We start from the raw sequence: 21,043 nt of genomic DNA, 5'->3' as shown, positions 1-21,043 counted from the left end.
GCGAAGGTCTCATCGACTATCCATCCCTGTGACGCGGCAGGCAGACCGCGGCATGGCAGCCGGACAGCACATCCCTGCCGAGCAGCGCACGAAGGGGGAGTGTCTAATCAACGGCGGATCTGTTGATCATGGAGACGCCAAGTGAGTGAGATGACGATCGAGCACGAGTCCGTGGCTGAGCCGGTCGGTGCAGCGACGACGGACGAACAGTTGATCGCGATGCTGGTCGACCGGGCTCGGAGTGAGGGCCTGCAGCTGACCGGCGAGGGCCGCAAGAGGTGGACCATACGCTGGAAGGCGCCCCTCAACGCGTTCCAGATCACCTTCGAGGGCCGGCTCACCCCGGCCAACAACTGAACCTCAACAACCAAGATCAGCCGTTAAATTGACACACCCCGCCTTCGCCGACCCCGACGACCTGATCACCGCCGTCCGACGCGGCCTGCGCCGGCTCCAGTACCGACACGACGTCCTCGACGGCTGCCTCACCGGCACCGGCCTCCGACACCATCCACCATGACGACATCACGTATTCAAGGTCAGTAGTCGGATCGATCATCCGGGCTGGGAGTTGTTCAGCAGCGGTGCCGGACAAGGATTTTTCGGCCTCGAGGACCTCGCTCAAGGCGGTGAAGTTCGGACCCGACAACACCTGGATCCGATTCGCGACCATGCCTGTCACTTCCCCACCGGCCTCCCGAGCCCGCGACACCGGCAAACTTCCTGACTTCCTCATCGCTCATCGCTCAGGAAGCCACTACATATAAATTTCTGTATAATCCTCGCTGTGAGTGATCAGTGGCTGATCGAGATCGAGCCTGAGGTCCGCCAGTGGCTGGAGCTCCTGCCGATGCGACAGTACGACAAGGTCGAACGGGCCGCCGACATGCTCGCGGCACAGCCGACGACCCTTGGGGAACCGTACTCCCGTCATCTCGGTGGCAAGCTCCGTGAGCTGCGACTCCTCATGGACGGAAACGCGGTCCGCATCACGTACTGGCTCGCTTCCGAGCGGCGGATCGTACTTCTGACTGTGTTCCGCAAAACGAAGCAGCGAGAAGACACCGAGGTCGAGCGGGCGCAGATGGCACTGAAGCTGTGCGAGGCGGAGCACGATCCGGCCCAGCACAGCTACGAGCGGAGTGAGGAGGCGGGAGGGTGAACCACTCGCAGTGGAAGACGAACCGAACCCGAAAACTGCTTGGTGAGCGGGTCGAGGAGTCCCAGGCCTACGTGGAGGCGGGGTACGCCTTCGCCCTGGGCCAGGCAGTTCACGACCGCCGCAAAGAGCTCGGGCTGTCACAGGCCGAGCTGGCGCAGCGGGCCGGCATGAACCAGCCGCAGATCTCCACCATCGAAGGCGGCGACTCCGTCCCGACGCTGCCGCTGCTGACCCGACTGGCCAAGGCTCTGGACGCCTCTCTGACGATCGACCTCGACGGTGACGGCTCGGCGTTCGTCTTCCACCCCCACGACCACGGTGAGCAGCCCCGGGAAGACCGGGGTGGTAGAGGTGTCTCCGCCGCCTGAACCTGGCTCCGGCGCTCCGGCCCATCGACGTCCTGGCTCTTTCAAGGCCAGGGACTGTCTGCCCGAGTACCTGACCGCGTCCGGAGGGGGAGCCGTTCGGCAGCGGTGCCGGACAAGGATTTCTCGGCCTGGTGAGCGGCTCTGGTCTTCGTGGAGTGGCGCCGCTTCGGGCAGGGGAGGAAGTTGCCCTGAGGGCAAGGGGCACGTCCCGGGGACCGCACCTGATGTACGTGGCGTCAATGAGGTGCGGTCTGTGGGACGTCAGGTCGCGCGGCGCAGGGGGACGACGACGTTCTCGCCCATGCGTTTGGGGTCGAGGCGGTAGTACTTGATGTGCCCGATCCTCTCGGTCTCCTCGAGCCAGCCGGCTTCGATGACCTGCTTGCGGGTGCGGGAGAAGACGGGAGGGGCCATGCCGACCAGCTGGGCCAGGTTCGCCGCCGTCTCGAGCACGGCGCCTGACCGGTCGGTCGGATGCAGGGCGTACAGCATGACGACGAGGCGCTGGTTGGCGGTCATGCCGGAGGTCTTCTCCAGCAGCTCGAGGTTTCTCTGCTTCTCGTTGCTGCTCATCACTGGGCCTCCCACCGCGCCGGGGCTGTCTCGTCGAAGCCGGAGATCTCCGGCGGGTTGCACGTCTTCACGGCTTCACGCTGTTCGAGCCCCGTTCCGTGGAAAGCAATGTACGGGCTGATCCGGTAGAAGTTGTAGTTGCCGATACGCCCGCGGACGATCAGGATGCGGTGCTTGGCCAGCTTCCTGTTGATCTTTCCGACGGCATCGGTGGACATTCCCACCCGCTTGGCGATGTCCGCTCCGGTGGCCCTCAGTGGCTCCATGCCCTCGGGCGAGACTCCGATCCACCACAGGACGAGGAACTTCTGGCTGGGCGTGAACGCTGTGGATTCGGTGATCGCCTCGACCCGTGCCTTGTCCACCTGTGTGTGCCTGCCGGAGAAAGCGTACGGCGCATAGGGGACCGGCTCGCCGGTGTCGGCGTCGACCAGTCTGCGTACTGCTCCCACGGGCCCTCCGCGCAAAGTGGTGATCAATGGCTCACGAGGGACGGCTGTGAGGCCGACCAGATGAACTCAACGTACATGAGCAGGAGGTCAATCGACTCCGCTTGTGGGCCGTACGGTGTGTCGTCCCGCTCATGACCCACGCCGCCTGGACCTGGGCGTTCCGGCAGGCACTCATGTACGTCACGTCAATCTGGGGCGTCCGGAGGATCGTGGTGGCCGGTTCGTAGGATCGTGGTGGCAGATCGTCCGATCGCTGTGCCGGTTCGGTCAGGCGTGGTGTGTGGTTCCTGGGACCGTGTGCCACGGCTGAGGGATCTGTGTGCTCGGTTCCGTCGGTCGCCCTCTACGGCGGGGGGAACTGCCTGGCAGTTCCTGCGATCTTGGCTGTTCGAGTCGTCTACGCAGGTCAGAGCACTATTGGCGAGTGCGCTCTCTTCTCTTGCCAAAGGCGCGTGGTCGAGCTCGCCTCACTGCCCCGGGGGCGCCCCGCCGTTCGGCACGACACCGCACCGCGCATCGCGTCCGCCTTTTCCCCCCGCAGCAGCACTCACCGACCGAACACACCGACCCCAGCCCCACGGCAGCCACACCATGAGGCCGTCGGCTGACAGCGGACCGGGTCTCATCGAGGCTGCCGTCGTGTCACCGTCCTCCGCACGTACGCCCCCGCCGCTTTCCGGCGCGCACGGCCCGGACCACGACGAAACCGTCTCGCGCCGGGAAGTGGTGGGGCAGCGGGGTCCAGGGGCCGGCGAAGGCCCCTGGTACCACGCTGCCGAGCCACCCCTGGATGTGCTCATGTGCAGGAGGTCCCGGGACGGGCTGTTCTCCCTGCGGGCCGGGGCGTCAGTGACCCGCATCTGGTCACTCAGCGGTACCGGCAGCAGAGTTCTGGGGCCCGCGCGTCGCTGCCTGGCATCGGTTTCATGGGGTCGCGGAGGCGTGGGTGTCCCGGCTCCGGATCGCTGCGGCGGCGCGGTGCAGTTCGGCGAGGACGGTGCGGACGGCCCGTCGTGCGGTGCGTTCCGGTCGGTGGAGGACGTCGATGTGGCGTCGGGCGTGGACCGCGCCCAGTGGCCGCAGGACGAGGTCCGGGTGTTCGGGGGCTGTCCAGCGCGGCATCAGTGCCAGGCCGCCCCCGGCCGCCACGGCCTCGGCGGCCACGGCGAAGTCGTTGATGCGGTGGGCGATGTCGAGGCGGCGGCCCGCGAGACTGGCGACGGCCTCGATGGTGGCCATGAGCGGGAAGCCGTCGTGGACGGTGATCCAGGGCTCGCCGGCCACGTCCTGCGGGAGGAGCAGCGGCTTGGAGGCCAGCGGGTGGCCGGTCGGCAGGGCGACGTCGAGCGGCTCCCGCAGCAGGGTGCCGACGGTGACGGTACGCGGCCAGGGCGGACCGTGGTCGAGGCGGTGGGCGAGAACGAGGTCGTGGTCCCGGGTGAGGGCCGGAAAGCGGTCCTGGGCGACGTCTTCGTCGGCGAGAGCCAGTCGTGGGTGGCCCGGCCCGGCGAGGCCGCGCAGCAGCCGGGGGAAGAACGCGGAGGCCGCGCTGTGGAACGCCGCCAGCGAGACGTCGCCGTCGGGCTGTTCGGCGAAGTCGGTGACGGTGTGCCGTGCCCGTGCCAGGGCCGTCTCCACCTCGATGGCCGCGCGGGCCAGGGCCTGCCCGGCCTCGGTCAGCACCACCCGGCGCCCGGCACGCTCGGTGAGCGGGACGGGGATCGAGCGTTGCAGCAGGCGCAGCTGCTGGGAGATCGCGGAAGGCGTCACGCGCAGCGCCTCGGCGACCGCGCTGACACTGCCCAGTTCTCCCAGTTCCCGCAGGATCCGGAGTTGCCGCTCGTCCATGCGGACAGTGTAGGTCTGCTACAGCTTTGGTTTAGAAGCTGGTGATTGTCTTCAATGTGCTGGTGGTGCAGCGTGGGGTCATGCCCGTCGCACGCCGTACCGACGCAGTACTGTTCCTGATCGCGCTGGTCTGGGGCTCCAGTTATCTGGCGGCCAAGACGGTCACCGGCGCGCTCCCGGTCACCGCCGTGCTGTTCGCCCGGTACGCGATCTCCGCGCTCGCGTGCGGAGCCCTCGTCGTGCTGCGCCGCCGGGCGGGCCGCTGGAGCCGCGCGGAGGTCCGCGCCGGATCGCTGCTGGGCGTCACGCAGGCGGCCGTTCTGGCGCTGGAGACCTACGGGGTCGCCCACACCAGCGCCGCGAACGCCGGGTTGATCATCAGCCTGACCATCGTGCTGACGCCGCTGCTGGACCGGACCGCGGGAAGCGGCGGACTGCCCTGGAGGTTCTTCGTCGCCGCGGGCCTGTGCGTACTGGCCGTCGGGCTGCTCACCTCCGGCACCGGACCGCGTGCGCTACGGCTCGGCGACGTCCTGATGCTGGCCGCCGCGGTCGTACGGGCCGGGCATGTCGCGCTCGTCGGACGGCTCACCGCCCGCCGCTCCCTGGACCCGATCCGTCTGACGGCCGTCCAGACCGTCGTCGGCTCGGTGCTGTTCCTGCCGCCCGCGCTCACTCAGCTGCCCGGCCTGGCCCGCAGCAGCGCCGCGACATGGTCGCAGCTGATCTATCTCGCCCTGTTCTGCAGCGTGTTCGCGTTCCTGGCGCAGACGTGGGCCGTGCAGCGCACTTCCGCGAGCCGGGCCGGTCTGCTGCTGGGAACCGAACCGATCTGGGCCGTCGCGACCGGCATCGCTCTCGGCGGCGAACGGCTCACCGTGGGGGTCTTTCTCGGCGCCGTGCTCATGGTCGCCGGAACGTACTGGGGCCAGAGCATCGAACGCGCCCACCGCACCCCACCACGACCAGGCCGAGCAGGTCGAGGAGTCCCAGGCCTATGTGGAGGCGGGGTACGCCTTCGCTCTGGGGCAAGCCGTCCATGACCGTCGCAAGCAACTCGGGCTGTCGCAGGCAGAGCCGGCTCAGCGGGCAGGTATCCGACCTCGGATTTCCGACCTCGAGGGCGGTGACTCCGTACCGGCCCTGCCGCTGCTCACTCGACTCGCCAGGGCACTGGACGCTTCCCTGACGATCGATCTCGACGGTGACAGTTCGGCGTTCGTCTTCCGTCCCTACGGCAGCGGGGTCGCCGTCCAGGCACAGGGGCCGCCTGATGCCGGGTCGGCAGAAGGGCGGGTCAGGCGGGGTTCAGCGGAGTGATGCCGGTGCCCACATACAGTTCGGGCTCCAGCGACAGGACAGCGAGCGGCTCCCCGCCTTCAGCACCTGCCAGGCGATCGCCGCCGCATACGCCACCGGCCGGTGCCTCGGGATGCCTCGGTGTACAGGCCGGTGAAGAAGAAATCCTCCCCGCGGTCCAGGCCCCGGTGTCTGCGACGCTGCCCGGACCGCCGGGCTTTCAGGTTCCTTCCCGCGAACCCCGGACTACAGGTCGTGGAAGATCAGCAGAGACAGCGCCAGCACCGCCACACCACGGACGACGATCAGCGCCAGATTGACGCCTCCGAGGCGTCGGGTGCGGAGCCACAGGGTCCATGTCACGGCCAGGGACAGCACCACCGCGAGGATAAGCGTCACGGCGGCGGGGACGGCGTACAGCACGTTGCGGTGGGCCCACATGAGGCAGGTCCACCACACGACGGAGACCGTGGTGAGCAGGGTTTCTCCCACCAGGACGGCTCGGCCCTCGGGCGGTGCCAGGATCGGAGTGGTCATCTGGTCAGCTCCTGTCAGTAGTTGGGGTAGACCGTGACGATCCACAGGGCCTTGGTCTTCTGCTTCTTCAGCGGGTAGTCGCGGCGGTTCTTCCCGTGCTGGCTGACGAAGATGTTGCCCTTGGAGTCGACCTTGGTGACGACGGCCGTGTGGTCGATGCCGGACCACTTCGTGCCGTCCTGGTTGTAGAAGACGATGTCCCCGATCTGGACGCCGCTCGGACCCTTGTGCCACTTCCACGTCGCCATCACGGAGATGAAGTTCGCCAGGTAGGGAGCTCCCACCCAGGTGTACGACTGCGGGTGCACGTAGAGGTACTTGCTGCGCCGCCACCAGTACCCGATGTTCGACCGCTTGGAGGCCGGGCCGTATTTCATGGCCATGCCGCCGCCGCGGTTGAGGGACTTGGACGCGAAGTTGGTGCAGTCCTCTGAGTACTCGGCGGAGTCGTTGTAGTGCTTCCTGGCGTAGGTACGGACACCGCTCCAGGAGATGCCGGTCGAGGCCTGCTGGGCCTTGAAAGACGCGGCCGCGGCCGTGCTCGACGTCGTGTCGGTGTCGTCGACGAGGTTGCCGTCCGCGTCCATGGAAACTCCGTCCGGCGCACCGTCGTCGCTGAGACCGCTGTCGGCGGCAGCCTGATCGGCGAAGGCGGTCAGCGCCTCGTCGCCCGCGCTGACGACTGTCTCAACGGCACCGGCGTCGGTGTGGGCGGTGAGGGTGGGCGGGCTGCCCGGAGTGAAGGTGTACAGGCCGGTGTCGGCTTCCCCGCTGTCGGTGGCGTCGGGCGTGTCGGTGTCGATGCCGGCGGTGGTGGTGTACGAGATGGTCGAGGACGCCCGGAGCGTGACTGTGCCGTCCGTGCCCGGCATCGCCAGAACGTCGGTCAGGGTCACCGCGGGCGCCTCGGTGTCCATGTCGTCGCTGGTGAGCGAGGCGCGGTCGGTGAGCGGGACGCTTTGCTCGGTCTCGAGGAGACCACTGAAGCCGTCGCCGGTGTCCGCCATGCCGGCGGCCGCCAACGCGTTGGCGGCATCGCCGGTGAGCAGGGTGTTCTGGGCCTCCAGGTAATCCTGGAGCACGGGCTGGTAGGCCGCCGCACCACCGGTGACGGCGACCGGGGTGACCGCCGCCGAGGTGGTGGCGGGACCTGTGCCATAACTGTTGGCGGGTGTCACCGTGAAGGTGTACGCGGTGCCGTCGGCCAGCCCGGTGAACACCGCCGAGGCACCGCCGGTGGTTTCGGTCGCCGTCGCCGTGGTGCTGCCTTTGACCTGCGCGGTGACGGTGTAGGTGACGTCCTCCTCCTCGATGGCACCGGTGGCGAGCTGGCTCCAGGTGACCAGCGCGCCCTTCTCGCCCGGGCGGGCCGTCAGGTCGGTGACGGCCGTCGGGGCGGTACCGGTGGACGTCGTGCCGTCTTCGGTGTCGGTGTCGGAGACGACGCTCAGAGCCAATGACTGCTTCGCCGTGTAGGACGAGCAGACGGTGCCGACACAGGCCCGCATCTTCCAGGCGTACGTCTTCCCATCAGCCATGAGCCCGTCCGGGACCTGGAGGACAGCCCGGCCGCCGCTGTCAGCGGTGGAGGTGCCCAGCGGGCTGCTGCCGACCGTGATGCCTGCGGAGTCGTACAGCTGGTACTGAGCCTGGATGCTCGTCTGGCCAGGGGCGTTCACCACGCCCGTCAGCAGCGGTGTGGTGGTCTCGGTCGCGCCTGCCTGGAGTCCGGTCGGCACATCGGGGATGTCGAGGGCGCCGGTATCGACGGTGAAGGCCGTCCACGACGTCCAGGCGGTGGAGTAGTCGGTGCCGTCGTAGCCACGGGCCCGGATGCGCAGGTGCGTGCCGTCGGGCAGGGGCGTGGAGGCGGGGACGGTCAGGGCGGCCGCCTTGCCGGAGGCGACGTAGGCGGTGGATTTGGACAGCGTGTATGTGGTGTCGGCGTAGTCGGGATCCGGCTCGACCGCGTACTGGACGCGGACCTTGGCGCCGGAGTCGGCATCGGTGACCTTGGCGGAGAACACAGGCGTGAGCGAGGTGACGATCTTCTCGCTGCCGCTCGTCGTCTTCGGCGACAGGGTCAGCGAGGTCGGCGTCGCCGGGTACGAGTTGTACGTCACCGTCAGGTGCGGTTCGGTCGAGCCGTCGCCGGAGACATAGTTGGCCGAGCGCCAGCGGCGCCAGGTGAGGCTGTCGGTCTCGCTGACGCCCTTGATCTTGAGGCCGTAGTTGGCGGAACCGTCCGCCCAGGCCTGCACGATGTCGTCGATGTCGAAGTTGACCGTGCCAGCCGGGCAGTCGTCGGAGTAGCCCTTGGCGGCAGTGCTCGTGACCGCACCGGTGCTGGTGGAGGACGGCTCGCTGCCCCACGCGATCGTCGACGAGGACCAGGACGAGGTGATGCGACGCACCTGGGTGCCCGAGCCGTCGGTCGAGCAGGAGGACGACCAGTACGAGTACAGGGCCAGGTTGGTGTCGATGATGTCCGTGCCCACGAAGTCCGAGACGTCGAACTTCAGATAGGAGCGGGCGATCGTGTCACCGCCGTTGTAGGTGCCCGACTTCAGCTCCGCGGAGGAGAGCTGCGAGTCGGGGTAGTTGGTGGCGACCCAGGTGTCGGTCGTGACCGCCAGGGTGCTGGTCGGGTCGACGGTGACCGGGTAGGTCAGATCCTGGTCGAAGTAGGACGCGTCCGGGGTGAGGACCAGGGTCTGGGTGCCGTCAGCTGCGGTCTCGATGTCGTAGTCCACGGCAGCGATGTGCCGTGACTCGCCGGAGGCCGGGTCCTTGGAGGAGTCCCACATCATCGGCGCGGGCGCCTCGGCGACCAGGTCGCCGTCGTCATCCGTGAGAAGCAGATGGCCTGTGGCCGCCTTGGAGACGGTCAGCCCGTGCAGGGCCAGGGGGATGCGGTAGGAGACGCTGCCGTAGGCGGGGGCGGAGTCGAGAACGACGTTCTCCGAAAAACCCTGCGGCAGCGCGGTGACCGTGAGCTTCTGTCCGTCGCCGACGTCGTACGAGGCGGTGTCGCCGTCGACCGAGGGGGCGGGCAGCGCGTCGGGCCAGGTCATTCCGAAGGACTTGCCGTCCGCCGAAACGGAGACGAGGTGGGTGTCCCCGCCGTCGGAGACCGTGATGTCGGCAGCCGCGGCCTGGGGCTCCAACGAGTCCCCCGTGTCGGAGAGTTCGGTGTCGATGGGCTCCCAGTTCCCGTCGTCGTCCCGGACCCGGACGGGGCCTGCATAACTTTCGGTGGTGAGGGTGCCGTCAGGGTTGACGTACGTCGTGGTGTCCGAGGTGCGCTGCGAGAACAGCTCTGCCCGCTCGCCCGACAACTTTGCCTGTCTACGGGCTAATTGGTCTGCGGTCAGGAACGACAGCGCCTTCGCCGCACCCTCGTCACCGGCGTCGACCGCAGGGGTGCCTTGAACAGCCCGCTGGGCCGTTTGGGCCGGCTCTGCCACAGTGAAGGAGCTGGAACCGCGGGGTACCACCACGGCGGCGGTCGCGAGGAGAAGCAGGGAGAGTCCGGCGGCTGTATGACGTGCGGTTGTACCGGAAAACGATCTTCGGTGTGACATGAACGGACCATATGGAATGCCGGACATGAAGACCAAGTGAAGTTGATCATTCACAGCAACGCACAGGAACTCACAGGAAATTCTCATTCAGGCATGTGGGGTGGACGGCCCGGCGATCGGTTTCGAAGCCCGCCCAGTGCCGCACCCATCGCCTGCGCATGCGGTGACCGCTCCACGGCCATCCGCGAACGCCCGCATGACTCGACATGAAAATGCGACAAAACACTTGAAGCGGTGTCAGCGGACTGTTCAGCGGCGAGACCCCTTCACCAGCGGCCGTTCCTTCACTCGACGTTGCTCGACGCTTCGAAGAGTGAAGAACAGCCGCCCTGCTGTCCTGGGAACAAACCGAGATCAGCGGGTCAGGTGAACGGCCGAGGTTGAACACCAAGCTCAGTCCCGTGCTCTCAGCCATTCGTCCGTGGCGGATGCCGTGGTGCGGGCGTGGGTTTCCATCATGGTGAAGTGGTTGCCGGGGACGTCGAGGACCGTGTGGGCCCGGTGCCAGGACGCCTGCCATTCCTCGGGGGTGAGGGGGCCCGTGGTCTCCTCGGGGACCGGGGGTTCGCTGGAGCGGACCAGGAGGACCGGGGTGTCCAGGGGGTCCGGTTCCCACTCGCCGATCATCGCCACGTACCAGCTCATCGCGGTCAGGCGGTCGCTGTCCATGTGCGCGAACATCGACTCCCTGTCGAACATCCCGCCCAGCATCTGCTGCGAGAAGCGCAGGAACGGGGAGTCGGGGCGCGGCATGTACGTGTCCAGGAGGACCACCGCCGCCGCCGGAGTGCCGCGCTCCTGGAGGCGGCGGGCCGTGGCCAGGGCCAGGACGCCGCCCGAGGAGGAGCCGAGGAGGACGGGTGGGGTGTCGCCGGTGGTGCGGGTGACCACCTCCGCGTGCAGGTCCGTGACCGCGTCGAACGACTCCGGCAGTGCCTCGTCCTTGCCGAAGCCCTGCGTCGGGAGGGCCCATACGTCGCGCTCGCCGCGGAAGGCGGAGGCGAAGCGGGCGTACTGGTGGACGCCGGCCAGGGCGACGTACGAGCTGAAGCAGACCAGCGGGGCCGCCGCGTCCCCCTTCGCCAGGCGGATCGGGTCCGGGAGGGACGGGAGGTCCGCCGGGGCGGTGAAGGTGGGGCGCAGGTCGGCCGCCGCCTTCAGGAGGGCGAAGCCCTCGTCCACCTTGCCCGTCTCGCACGCCCGCTTGAACAGGCCGCTCAGGGTGTCGGAGGCGGGCGCGGCGGCGGTCGGCCGGGTTTCCGTGGCGGTGGGTGCCGACGGGGCCTCCGCCAGGCGGGTGTCGAGGTGGGCCGCCAGGAGTTCCGGCGTCGCGTGGTCGAAGAGGAGGGTCGGGGGGAGGGTGAGGGCGGTGGCCGTGGCCAGGTGGTTGCGGAGTTCCACCGCGGTGAGGGAGTCGAAGCCCTGTTCGGTGAAGAAGCGGTCGGGTTCTATCGCCTCGGGGGAGGCGTGGCCCAGGACCGTCGCCGCGAGTTCCCTGATCACGGTGGTGAGCGTCGCGAGGCGGTCGGGGGCGGCCAGGCCCGCCAGGCGGGCGGAGAGGGGTTCGTGGTCCGGCCGCGACTGCGCGGTGCGGCGGCGCGGGGCCGCCGGGCGCAGGAGGGCTTGCAGCGCCGTCCTTCCCGCCCCGGTGGTGTTCATCGCTATCAGGGAGGAAGGGGTTCCCGCCGTGAGGGCGTTGTCCAGCAGGGTCAGGCCGTCGGCCGGGGTCAGCGGGGTCATGCCTCCCCGCGCCATCCTGCGGCGGTCCGTCTGTGAGAGGGCCGCGGTCATCGCGCTCTCGCTCTCCCACAGGCCCCATGCGATCGAGGTCGCGGGCAGCCCCAGGGACCGGCGGTGGGCCGCCAGGCCGTCCAGGAAGGCGTTCGCCGCCGCGTAGTTCGCCTGGCCCGGGCTGCCGAAGGTGCCCGCCGCCGAGGAGAAGAGGACGAAGGCCTGAAGGGTGCCGACTGCGGCGGTCAGTTCGTGCAGGTGCCAGGAGCCGTCCGCCTTCGGGCGCAGCACCTCCTCGAAGTGGGCCGGTTCCAGTGCGGTGACCGGTTTGTCGGACACGGCTCCCGCGATGTGGAACACGGCTGTCAGGGGGTGGTTCGCGGGGACCGTGCTCAGGAGTTTCTCCAGGTCGGCGCGGTTCGCGGTGTCGCAGGCCGACAGGGTGACCTCCGCGCCCAGTTCCGCCAGCTCGTCGCACAGCTCCGGCGCGCCCGGGGCGTCCGGGCCCCTGCGGCTCGTCAGCAGCAGGCTCCGTACGCCGTGCGCCACGACCAGGTGGCGGGCCACCAGTTTGCCGAGCGCGCCCGTCGCGCCCGTCACCAGGACCGTGCCGGAGGAGAGGTCCGGGGCGGCCTCGTCCGTCACGGGCGGCTCGGTCAGGGTGGGGAGGAGGAGCTGCCCGTCCCGCACCGCCGTCTGCGGGGCCGCTGACGACACCGCCGTCAGGAGCGTGCTCGCGTCGTCCTGCGGGCCGGACGGCAGGTCCACCAGCTGGAAACGGCCCGGGTGTTCCGACTGCGCCGAGCGGATCATGCCCCACAGGGCCGTGGCCGCCGGGTCCGCCGTCGCCGTCCTCGTCACGAACACCAGCCGTGCGGCCGCGAACCGGTCGTCCGCCAGCCAGGCGAGGACACGGTCGTGGGCCGTGGTGAGCGTGGTGCGGGTCGCGGTCGGCGCGTCCGCCGGGGTCCGGAGGGACTCCGGGGCGACCAGCACCACCTCCGGCATCGTCATCCCCGTGTCGACCGCCTTGGCCAGCGCCTCCAGGTCCGCGTACGTCTCCAGGTGCACGCCCGCCCCGTCCAGGGTCCGCGCCACCCGGTCGTCGCCCTCGCCGAGGATGATCCACCGCACCGACCCGGGGCGGGGCGCGGCCGGGGCGGGCACCGCCGGGGTCCAGGACAGGTGGAGCAACTCCGGTGCGCTGTCGGGGGTTTCCGCCAGACGTTCGGCCGGTACCGCGCGCAGCGTGATCGAGTCGGCCGAGGCGACCGGGGTGCCGGTGGGGTCGGTGACCAGTACCGCGTAGCCGTTGTCGTGGCCGGCGGGGGTCAGCCGTACGCGCAACTCCGTGGCGCCCTCGGCGTGGAGCGTCAGGCCGCTCCACACGAACGGCAGCATCGGGTCCGCCGACTTCGCCGCCCCGCCGGGGAGTTCGACCAGGAGTGTCTGGACGGCCGCGTCCAGGAGGGCCGGGTGCAGGGCGAAGCCCGCGGCGGCGCTGCGGTACTCCTCCGGGAGGGCCACCTCCGCGTAGACCTCGTCGTCGCGCCGCCAGACCCTGCCCAGGCCCTGGAAGCTCGGGCCGTACGTGAATCCGGCCGCCGTGAAGTCCGTGTAGTGGTCGCCGTCGGAGACCAGGTGGGCGCCCTGCGGGGGCCAGGCCGAGAGGTCGCCGGGGGTCGTTGCCGGTGCCTCGGGGGCCAGGACGCCCTTCGCGTGCGGCTCCCAGGCGGCCGTCTCCGTGCCGGCCGGGCGGGCGTACACGCCGAAGGTGCGGCGGCCTGTGCCGTCCGGGGCGTCCACCGTCATCTGGAGCTGTACGGCGCCCTCGTCCGGGATCACCAGCGGTCTGTGCAGGGTGAGTTCGGCGACGTGGCCGCAGCCGGTGCGGTCGCCGGCGTGGACCGCCAGGTCCAGGTACGCCGTCGCGGGCAGGATCACCCGGCCCAGTACGGCGTGGTCCGCCAGCCAGGGGTGGGTGCGCAGGGAGAGGCGGCCGGTGAGGAGCAGGGTGTCGGAACCGGCCGGGGTGAGCGCGGCGCCGAGGAGCGGGTGCGTCGTCCGCTCCAGGCCCGCGCCCGTCACGTCGCCGCCGGTGACGCCCCAGGAGGTGGCGCTGGGCAGCCAGTGGCGCTGCCGCTGGAAGGCGTAGGTGGGGAGGGGGACGGAACGGGCGCCCTGGTAGAGCGCCTTCCAGTCGGGGGTCGCTCCGTCGGTGAACAGGGTGCCGAGCGCGGTGAGTACGGCCTTCGGCTCCGGTACGTCCTTGCGGGCCGTCGGGACCAGCAGCGGCTCGGCCCGGTCGGGGTCGTCCAGGGCGGTGCGGGCCAGGGCGGTCAGGGTGGCGTCGGGGCCGATCTCCAGGAAGCGGGTGGCGTTGAGGTCGTCGCGCAGGCGGCGTACGGCGTCCTGGAAGCGGACGGGTTCGCGGACGTGGCTCACCCAGTACTCGGGGTCGGTCAGCACGGTGGCGTCCGCCACCTCACCGGTCGTGCCGGACACATAGGTGAGATGGGGCGCGGAGTACGTCAACCCGGCCGCCACCTCGCGGAATTCGTCCAGTACCGGGGTCATCAGCGGGGAGTGGAAGGCGTGCGAGACGCGCAGGCGGGTCGTCTTGCGGCCGGTCTCCGCCAGCTTCGAGGCGATCTCGGTCACCGCCGCCTCGGTGCCCGAGATCACCGTGGCCTGCGGGCCGTTCACCGCGGCCACGCCGATCTCCGTCTCCCGGCCGGCCAGCAGGGGCAGGACCTCCGACTCGGCGGCCTGGAGGGAGAACATCGCTCCGCCGGGCGGCAGTTGCTGCATCAGGCGGCCCCGGGCGGTGACCAGGGCGCAGGCGTCCGGCAGGGACAGCACACCGGCGACGTGTGCCGCCGCTATCTCGCCGACCGAGTGGCCGGTCACCTGGTCGGGGAGCAGGCCCCAGGACTCCAGGAGCCGGTACAGGGCCACCTCGTGGGCGAACAGGGCGGGTTGGGCGTGTTCCGTGCGGTTCAGGGTCTCGGCGTCGGTGCCGTCGAGGACGATCTCGCGCAGGCCGGGGATGTGCGCGCACACCGCGTCGTAGGCCGCCGCGAACACCGGGTACGCGTCGTACAGTTCGCGGCCCATGCCGAGGCGCTGGGCGCCCTGGCCGGTGAACAGGAACGCCGTACGGCCGCCGCCGCGCGCGGTGCCCATGGGGGTGCGGGGGGTGGGGCGGTCGTCCGCCAACGCGGCGAGCGCGTCGATGAGTTCGGTCCGGTCCGAGCCCAGGAGCACCGTGCGGTGGTCGAAGTGGGTGCGGGTGGTCGCCAGGGACAGGCCCACCTCGGCGGGTTCCGCCTCCGGGTGGGCGGCCAGGTGGTCCAGCAGGCGGGCCGCCTGGTCGCGGAGGGCGGTGGCGTTGCGCGCGGTCAGCGGCCACGCGGTCACCGGGGCGTCGGCGGCCGTCCCGGCCACGGCGGTCTCCTCGGCCGCCGCCTCCAGGATGACGTGCGCGTTCGTGCCGCTGATGCCGAAGGACGAGACGCCCGCCCGGCGCGGCCGGCCGGCCGTCTCCGGCCACCGTGTCCGCTCCGTCAGCAGGCGCACCTCGCCCGCCGACCAGTCCACGTGGGTCGACGGTTCGTCCACGTGCAGGGTCGCGGGCAGCAGCCCGTGCCGCAGCGCCAGCACCATCTTGATCACGCCCGCCACACCCGCACCGGCCTGGGTGTGGCCGATGTTGGACTTCACGGAGCCCAGCCACAGCGGCCGGTCGGCCGCCCGGTGCTGCCCGTACGTCGCCAGCAGGGCCTGCGCCTCGATCGGGTCGCCGAGCGTCGTGCCGGTGCCGTGGGCCTCCACGGCGTCCACGTCCGCCGCCGTCAGGCCCGCGTCGGCCAGTGCAGCGCGGATCACCCGCTGCTGCGAGGGGCCGTTCGGGGCCGTCAGACCGTTCGACGCGCCGTCCTGGTTGACGGCCGTGCCCCGGACCACCGCCAGCACCGGGTGCCCGTTGCGGCGGGCGTCGGACAGCCGCTCGACGAGCAGCATGCCGCCGCCCTCCGAGAAGCCGGTGCCGTCGGCCGCGTCGGCGAACGCCTTGCAGCGGCCGTCGGTGGAGAGGCCGCCCTGGCGGCTGAAGTCCATGAAGAGGCCGGGTGTGGACATCACCGTCACACCGCCCGCGAGGGCCAGGTCCGTCTCGCCCGACCGCAGCGACCGTACCGCCAGGTGCAGGGCCACGAGGGACGCCGAGCAGGCGGTGTCGACGGTGACCGCGGGGCCCTCCAGGCCGAAGGTGTAGGAGAGGCGGCCGGACATCACGGCCGCCGAGTTGCCGGTGCCCAGGTGCGCGCCGGAGTCGGCGTCGACGAGCAGCGGGCGGGAGGAGTAGTCCTGGAAGTTGGTGCCCGCGTAGACGCCGGTGCGGCTGCCGCGCAGGGTTTTCGGGTCGATGCCGGCCCGCTCGAACGCCTCCCAGGACATTTCGAGGAGCAGCCGCTGCTGCGGATCCATCGCGGCGGCCTCGCGGGGCGAGATGGTGAAGAAGCCGGCGTCGAAGTCGGCGAATCCGGAGAGGAATCCGCCGACCCGGGTCACCAGACCACCGGCTCCGTCGGCCCGCAGTGCCTCCAGGTCCCAGTCGCGGTCCGCCGGGAACTCGGTGAGGGCGTCGGTGCCGTCGGCGAGGAGCTGCCAGAACTCCTCGGGTGTGCCGACCTCCTGGGGGAAGCGGCAGGCCATGCCGACGATCACGATCGGGTCGTCGGAGGCGGTGGGGACGCCGCCGACCGGCGTCTTCTCGGCGGGGGCGCTGGCGCCCGCGGGCGCCAGTTCCGTGTCGAGGTGTGCCGCCAGGGCCGCCGGGGTCGGGTAGTCGTAGACGAGGGTGGCGGGCAGGCGCAGGCCGGTGGCCTCGTTGAGGTGGTTGCGCAGTTCGACGGCGGTGAGGGAGTCGAAGCCCAGTTCCCGGAAGGCGCGGCTGGGTTCGACGTCGTCGGGGCTGGGGTGGTTGAGGACGTAGGCGATGTGGGCGCGGACCAGGGCCAGCAGGGCGTCCCTGCGGTCGTGGTCGCCGAGGGCCGCGAGCTGTCCGGCGAGGCCGGGGCCCTCGGCGGACTCCGGTTCCGCCGTGCGCCGGGCGGCCTCGGTCTGGCTGTGGCGGGCCTCGGGCAGGGCGGCGTAGAGGCGGCGCGGGCGGCCCTTGGCCAGTTCGGCGCCGAACACCTCCCAGTCGATGTCGGTGACGACGAGCGCGGTGTCGTCGTGGTCCAGGGCCTGCTGGAGGGCGGTGACGGCGACGGCGGGGTCCATGAGGTGGACGCCGTGCCGCTGGAGGCGTTCGCCGACCGTGCCGGAGGCCATGCCGCCGGACGCCCAGCCGCTCCAGGCCACGGCGGTGGCGGGCAGGCCGCGGGCGCGGCGGTGCTGGGCCAGGGCGTCGAGGAAGGCGTTGCCGGGCGCGTAGTTGCCGTGGCCGGGGCTGCCGAAGACGCCGGAGGACGAGGAGAAGAGGACGAACGCCGACAGGTCGAGCCCGGCGGTGGCCGCGTCGAGGTTGAGGGCGCCGCCGACCTTCACGCGCAGCACCTCGGCGAGGCGCTCGGGGGTGAGGGAGCCGATGACGCCGTCGTCGAGGACGGCGGCCGTGTGGAAGACGGCGGTGAGGGGGCGTTCGGCGGGTACGGCGGCCAGCAGGCGGGCCAGGTCGTCGGGGTCGGCGATGTCGCAGCCGGCCAGTTCGGCGCGGGCGCCCAGCTCCCCCAGTTCGGCCACGAACTCGGCGGCGCCCGGGGCGTCGGGGCCGGAGCGGCTGACGAGCAGCAGGTGCTCGGCGCCGGAGCGGGCGAGCCAGCGGGCGACGTGCCGGCCGAGGGCGCCGGTGCCGCCGGTGACCAGGACGGTGCCCCGCGGGGTCCAGTGGCGGCCGCCGGCCGGGAGGGCGCCGGTCGCGGCGCGCAGGAGGCGGCGGCCCAGGATGCCGGTGGGGCGGATCGCCACCTGGTCCTCGTGGTCGGTGCGGGCGAGGAGGGCGGCGAAGCGGTCGGCGGCCCTGTCGTCGAGGGTGGCGGGCAGGTCGGCCAGACCGCCCCAGTTTCCCGCCTGTTCGAGGGCGACGACCCGGCCGAAGCCCCAGACGAGGGACTGGAGCGGGGAGTCGGGGGCCTTCTCCGCGCCGGTCGCCACGGCGCCGCGGGTGGTGAACCACACCGGGATGCGGGCGCGCAGGTCGTCCAGGGCCTGGAGGAGGGCCACCGTCGCGGCGAACCCGCTTGGCAGTACGGGGAGTCGGGGGGTGGGGGTCTCGTCCAGGGCGAGCAGCGACACGACGCCCGCGACACCGGTGGCGGCGTCGGCCAGCGCGGCGGTCACCGCGGCCCGGTCGCAGGCGCCGTCGACCGCTACGGTCACCGGCTCCGCGCCCGCCCTGCGCAGGGCGTCGCCGAGAGCGGCGGCGGCAGCGGCGGCAGGGGCGTCCTGCGGGGTGACGATCAGCCATCTGCCGGACAGTCCGGCCGCCGGGGTGTCCTCCACCGCCTGCCAGGCGATCCGGTACCGCCAGCCGTCCGCCGTCGCCGTCTCGGCGCTCTGCCGCCGGTACTGCGCCAGTGCGGGCACCAGCCGGGCGACGTCCTGCTCGCCGAGGTCGAGGGCGGTCGTCAGCGCGGCCAGGTCCCCTTGCTCGACGGCGTTCCAGAACGAGGCGTCGGTCGTGCCCGGCGAGGCCGCCGCGGCGGCGGCGTCCGCGGTCACCTTGTCGAACGCGGGCCAGTAGCGGCGCCGCTGGAAGGCGTAGACCGGCAGGTCCACCGGCCGGGTGCCGTGTTCCCGTCCGGCTTCCAGGGCCACCCGACAGCCCCGTACGTACAGTTCGGCGGCGGAGGTCAGGAAGCGGGCGGGGCCGCCCTCGCCGCGGCGCAGGGTGCCGGCGGCGGCGCTGCCGGTCGCGCCCGCGGTCTCCAGGATGTCGCCGACCGCCGTGGTGACCACGGGGTGCGGGCTGACCTCGACGAACACCCGGTGTCCGGCCGCCGCGAGGGCCCGTACCGTGTCCTCGAAGAGCACCGGCTGCCGGATGTTGCGGTACCAGTGGCCGGCGTCCAGCGTGGTGGTGTCCTCGATGCGCTCGCCGGTGACCGTGGAGTACAGCGCGATCTCCGCCCGGCGCGGGGCCACGGGTGCGAACCCGGCGAGCAGGGCGTCGCGCACCTCCTCGACCTGCGCGGAGTGGGACGCGTAGTCGACGGGGACCCGTTTGGCGCGTACGCCTTCCTCGGTGAGTTCGGCCAGCAGCCGGGCCACCGCCTGCTCCTCGCCGGAGACGACGACGGCGCGCGGCCCGTTGACCGAGCCGACGGAGATCCGGCCCTCCCAGGGCGCGAGCCGCCGTTCCACCTCCGCGAGCGGCAGCGGTACGGAGACCATGCCGCCCCGGCCGGACAGCGGGCCGAGTTCGCGGGAGCGGGTGACGACGACGCGGGCGGCGTCCTCGAGGGTGAGGGCGCCCGCGATGTGCGCGGCGGCCACCTCGCCCTGGCTCTGGCCGGCGACGGCGACGGGGTGGACTCCGTGGGACTGCCAGAGGCGGGCGAGGGCCACGCAGACGACGAAGAGGGTGGGCTGGACGACGTCGAGGCGTTCCAGCGGCGGGGCGCCCTCGGTGCGGCGCAGGACGTCGAGCACCTTGTAGTCGGTGAACGCCTCGACCGCGGTGGCGGCTTCGGTGAAGTGGGTGCGGAACCGCTCGTCGGAGTCGAGGAGTTCGACCGCCATGCCCTCCCACTGCGGGCCCTGGCCCGGGAAGAGGAAGACGGGGCCGCCCTCGGTGTCGGCGACGCCGCGGACGACGCCGGGCGCGGGGGTGCCGTTCGCCAGCGCGTCGAGTCCGGTGAGGAGTTCGCCGGTGTTCGCGGCCACCACCACGGCCCGGTGCTCCAGTGCGGAGCGGGTGGTGGTGAGGGCGTGGGCGAGGTCGGCCGGGTGCGGGGCGGGGGTGGCGGGCGCGGTGAGGTGGTCGCGGAGGCGGGCGGCCTGGGCGGCGAGGCCGGTGCCGGTGCGGGCGGAGACCGGGAAGGCGTAGGGGCCTTCGGGCAGGGACCGCCCGTCGTCCTCCGCCCCGTCCTGCGGGGCCTGTTCGAGGATCACGTGGGCGTTGGTGCCGCTGACGCCGAAGGAGGACACACCGCAGCGCAGCGGGCGGTCGGCGGGCGGCCAGGGGCGGGGGCCGGTGAGCAGTTCGACGCGTCCGGCGGTCCAGTCGACGTGCGACGACGGCTCGTCCACGTGGAGCGTGGCGGGCAGCTGCCGTTCGCGCAGCGCGAGGACCATCTTGATCACGCCCGCGACGCCCGCCGCGGCCTGGGTGTGGCCGATGTTGGACTTCACCGAGCCGAGCCACAGCGGCCGGTCGGCGGGCCGGTCCTGGCCGTACGTCGCGAGCAGGGCCTGCGCCTCGATCGGGTCGCCCAGCGTCGTGCCGGTGCCGTGCGCCTCGACGGCGTCCACGTCGGCCGGGGCGAGGCCCGCCGCGGTGAGCGCCTGCCAGATGACCCGTTCCTGGGAGGGGCCGTTGGGCGCGGTGAGGCCGTTGGAGGCGCCGTCCTGGTTGATCGCGGAGCCCCGGACCACGGCGAGGACCGGGTGCCCGTTGCGGCGGGCGTCGGCCAGGCGTTCCACGACGAGGACGCCGACGCCCTCGCCCCAGGCCGTGCCGTCGGCCGACTCGGCGAAGGCCCGGCAGCGGCCGTCGGCGGACAGGCCGCGCTGGCGGCTGAACTCCAGGAACACGGTCGGCGTCGACATGACGGTGACGCCGCCCGCGAGCGCGAGGTCGCACTCCCCCGCCCGCAGCGCCTGCACGGCGAGGTGCAGGGTGACGAGGCTGGAGGAGCAGGCGGTGTCGAGGGAGACGGAGGGGCCTTCGAGGCCGAGGGTGTAGGAGATCCGGCCGGACAGGACGCTCGCGGCGTTGCCGACGCCGTCGTCGCCCGCGTTGTCGGAGTGGGCGAGCAGGGTGGTGTAGTCCTGGAGGTTGGTGCCCGCGTAGACGCCGGTGCGGCTGCCGCGCAGGGTCTGCGGGTCGATGCCGGCCCGTTCCAGCGCCTCCCAGGAGACCTCCAGCAGGAGCCGCTGCTGCGGGTCGGTGCCGACGGCCTCCCGGGGCGAGATGCCGAAGAAGCCCGCGTCGAAGTCGGCGACCCGGTCGATGAAGCCGCCGGTGCGGGTGTAGCTGCGGCCGGGGGTGCCGGGCTCGGGGTCGTAGAGGGCGTCGGTGTCCCAGCCGCGGTCCCCGGGCCACTCGGTCATGGCGTCGCGGCCCGAGTGCAGCAGGTCCCACAGGCCGTCGGGGTCCGACACCCCGCCGGGGAAGCGGCAGCCCATGGCGACGATCGCGACGGGCTCCCGGCCGCGGGCCTCGGCCTCGCTCAGCCGCTGCCGCGTCTGCGCCAGGTCGGCCGTGACCTTCCGCAGGTAGCCGAGGATCTTCTCCTCATCGCTCATGTGCAGTTCACCCGT

At 71.6% G+C, this 21,043-nt stretch carries 10 protein-coding genes and 2 pseudogenes; 6 read left to right on the top strand and 6 right to left on the bottom strand.

All coding sequences use genetic code 11. The features are described from left to right. The first annotated feature begins 141 nt into the window (after positions 1-141). From ABZ862_RS35675 to ABZ862_RS35660, 4 genes and pseudogenes are all read left to right on the top strand, one after another. Positions 142-357: a hypothetical protein gene (locus tag ABZ862_RS35675; RefSeq protein WP_360967832.1), complete on the top strand. Its 216-nt coding sequence runs from the start codon at positions 142-144 to the stop codon at positions 355-357. A 34-nt stretch (positions 358-391) separates the two neighbouring features. Next, a pseudogene (locus ABZ862_RS35670) lies at positions 392-520 on the top strand (DDE endonuclease); the annotation flags it as partial. Between the two features lie 267 nt (positions 521-787). Beyond that, the gene (locus ABZ862_RS35665) at positions 788-1,162 is read left to right on the top strand and encodes a type II toxin-antitoxin system RelE/ParE family toxin (RefSeq protein WP_360967826.1); all 375 of its coding nucleotides are present in this window, start codon (positions 788-790) and stop codon (positions 1,160-1,162) included. Next, complete coding sequence (locus ABZ862_RS35660) at positions 1,159-1,530, top strand: helix-turn-helix transcriptional regulator (RefSeq protein ID WP_360967823.1); 372 nt, start codon at positions 1,159-1,161, stop codon at positions 1,528-1,530. The genes ABZ862_RS35665 and ABZ862_RS35660 overlap by 4 nt, the downstream gene beginning before the upstream one ends. A gap of 261 nt (positions 1,531-1,791) precedes the next feature. Here ABZ862_RS35660 and ABZ862_RS35655 read toward each other — a convergent pair whose 3' ends face one another. From ABZ862_RS35655 to ABZ862_RS35645, 3 genes are all read right to left on the bottom strand, one after another. Continuing rightward, the gene (locus ABZ862_RS35655) at positions 1,792-2,103 is read right to left on the bottom strand and encodes a replication initiation protein, RepL2 (protein WP_360967820.1); all 312 of its coding nucleotides are present in this window, start codon (positions 2,101-2,103) and stop codon (positions 1,792-1,794) included. Then, on the bottom strand, positions 2,103-2,555 hold the full coding sequence (locus tag ABZ862_RS35650) for a MarR family transcriptional regulator (protein ID WP_360967817.1): 453 nt from the start codon (positions 2,553-2,555) through the stop codon (positions 2,103-2,105). Before ABZ862_RS35650 ends, ABZ862_RS35655 begins: the two co-directional genes overlap by 1 nt. 924 nt (positions 2,556-3,479) lie before the next feature. Further along, the gene (locus ABZ862_RS35645) at positions 3,480-4,403 is read right to left on the bottom strand and encodes a LysR family transcriptional regulator (RefSeq protein WP_360967814.1); all 924 of its coding nucleotides are present in this window, start codon (positions 4,401-4,403) and stop codon (positions 3,480-3,482) included. A gap of 80 nt (positions 4,404-4,483) precedes the next feature. Between ABZ862_RS35645 and ABZ862_RS35640 the strand changes: the two genes are divergently transcribed. After that, entirely contained in the window at positions 4,484-5,446 is a 963-nt protein-coding gene (locus ABZ862_RS35640) for a DMT family transporter (protein WP_360967811.1), read from the top strand. Continuing rightward, positions 5,376-5,723 (top strand): annotated as a pseudogene (locus tag ABZ862_RS35635) (helix-turn-helix transcriptional regulator); the annotation flags it as partial. The gene ABZ862_RS35640 and the pseudogene ABZ862_RS35635, both read left to right, overlap by 71 nt. Before the next feature lie 225 nt (positions 5,724-5,948). Here ABZ862_RS35635 and ABZ862_RS35630 read toward each other — a convergent pair. The 3 genes from ABZ862_RS35630 to ABZ862_RS35620 all read right to left on the bottom strand — a co-directional run bounded on the left by ABZ862_RS35630 (position 5,949) and on the right by ABZ862_RS35620 (position 21,028). Next, complete coding sequence (locus tag ABZ862_RS35630) at positions 5,949-6,239, bottom strand: hypothetical protein (RefSeq protein WP_360967808.1); 291 nt, start codon at positions 6,237-6,239, stop codon at positions 5,949-5,951. 14 nt (positions 6,240-6,253) lie between these two features. Beyond that, the gene (locus ABZ862_RS35625; RefSeq protein ID WP_360967805.1) at positions 6,254-9,577 is read right to left on the bottom strand and encodes a DNRLRE domain-containing protein; all 3,324 of its coding nucleotides are present in this window, start codon (positions 9,575-9,577) and stop codon (positions 6,254-6,256) included. A gap of 639 nt (positions 9,578-10,216) precedes the next feature. Further along, complete coding sequence (locus tag ABZ862_RS35620; RefSeq protein WP_360967803.1) at positions 10,217-21,028, bottom strand: type I polyketide synthase; 10,812 nt, start codon at positions 21,026-21,028, stop codon at positions 10,217-10,219. Positions 21,029-21,043 lie beyond the last annotated feature (15 nt).

Source organism: Streptomyces sp. NPDC047000 (assembly GCF_040644295.1).
In the GTDB taxonomy this organism is placed as follows: Bacteria; Actinomycetota; Actinomycetes; order Streptomycetales; family Streptomycetaceae; genus Streptomyces.
The sequence above is the reverse complement of the archived record's forward strand: the minus strand, read 5'-3'. Positions and strand labels throughout refer to the sequence as shown.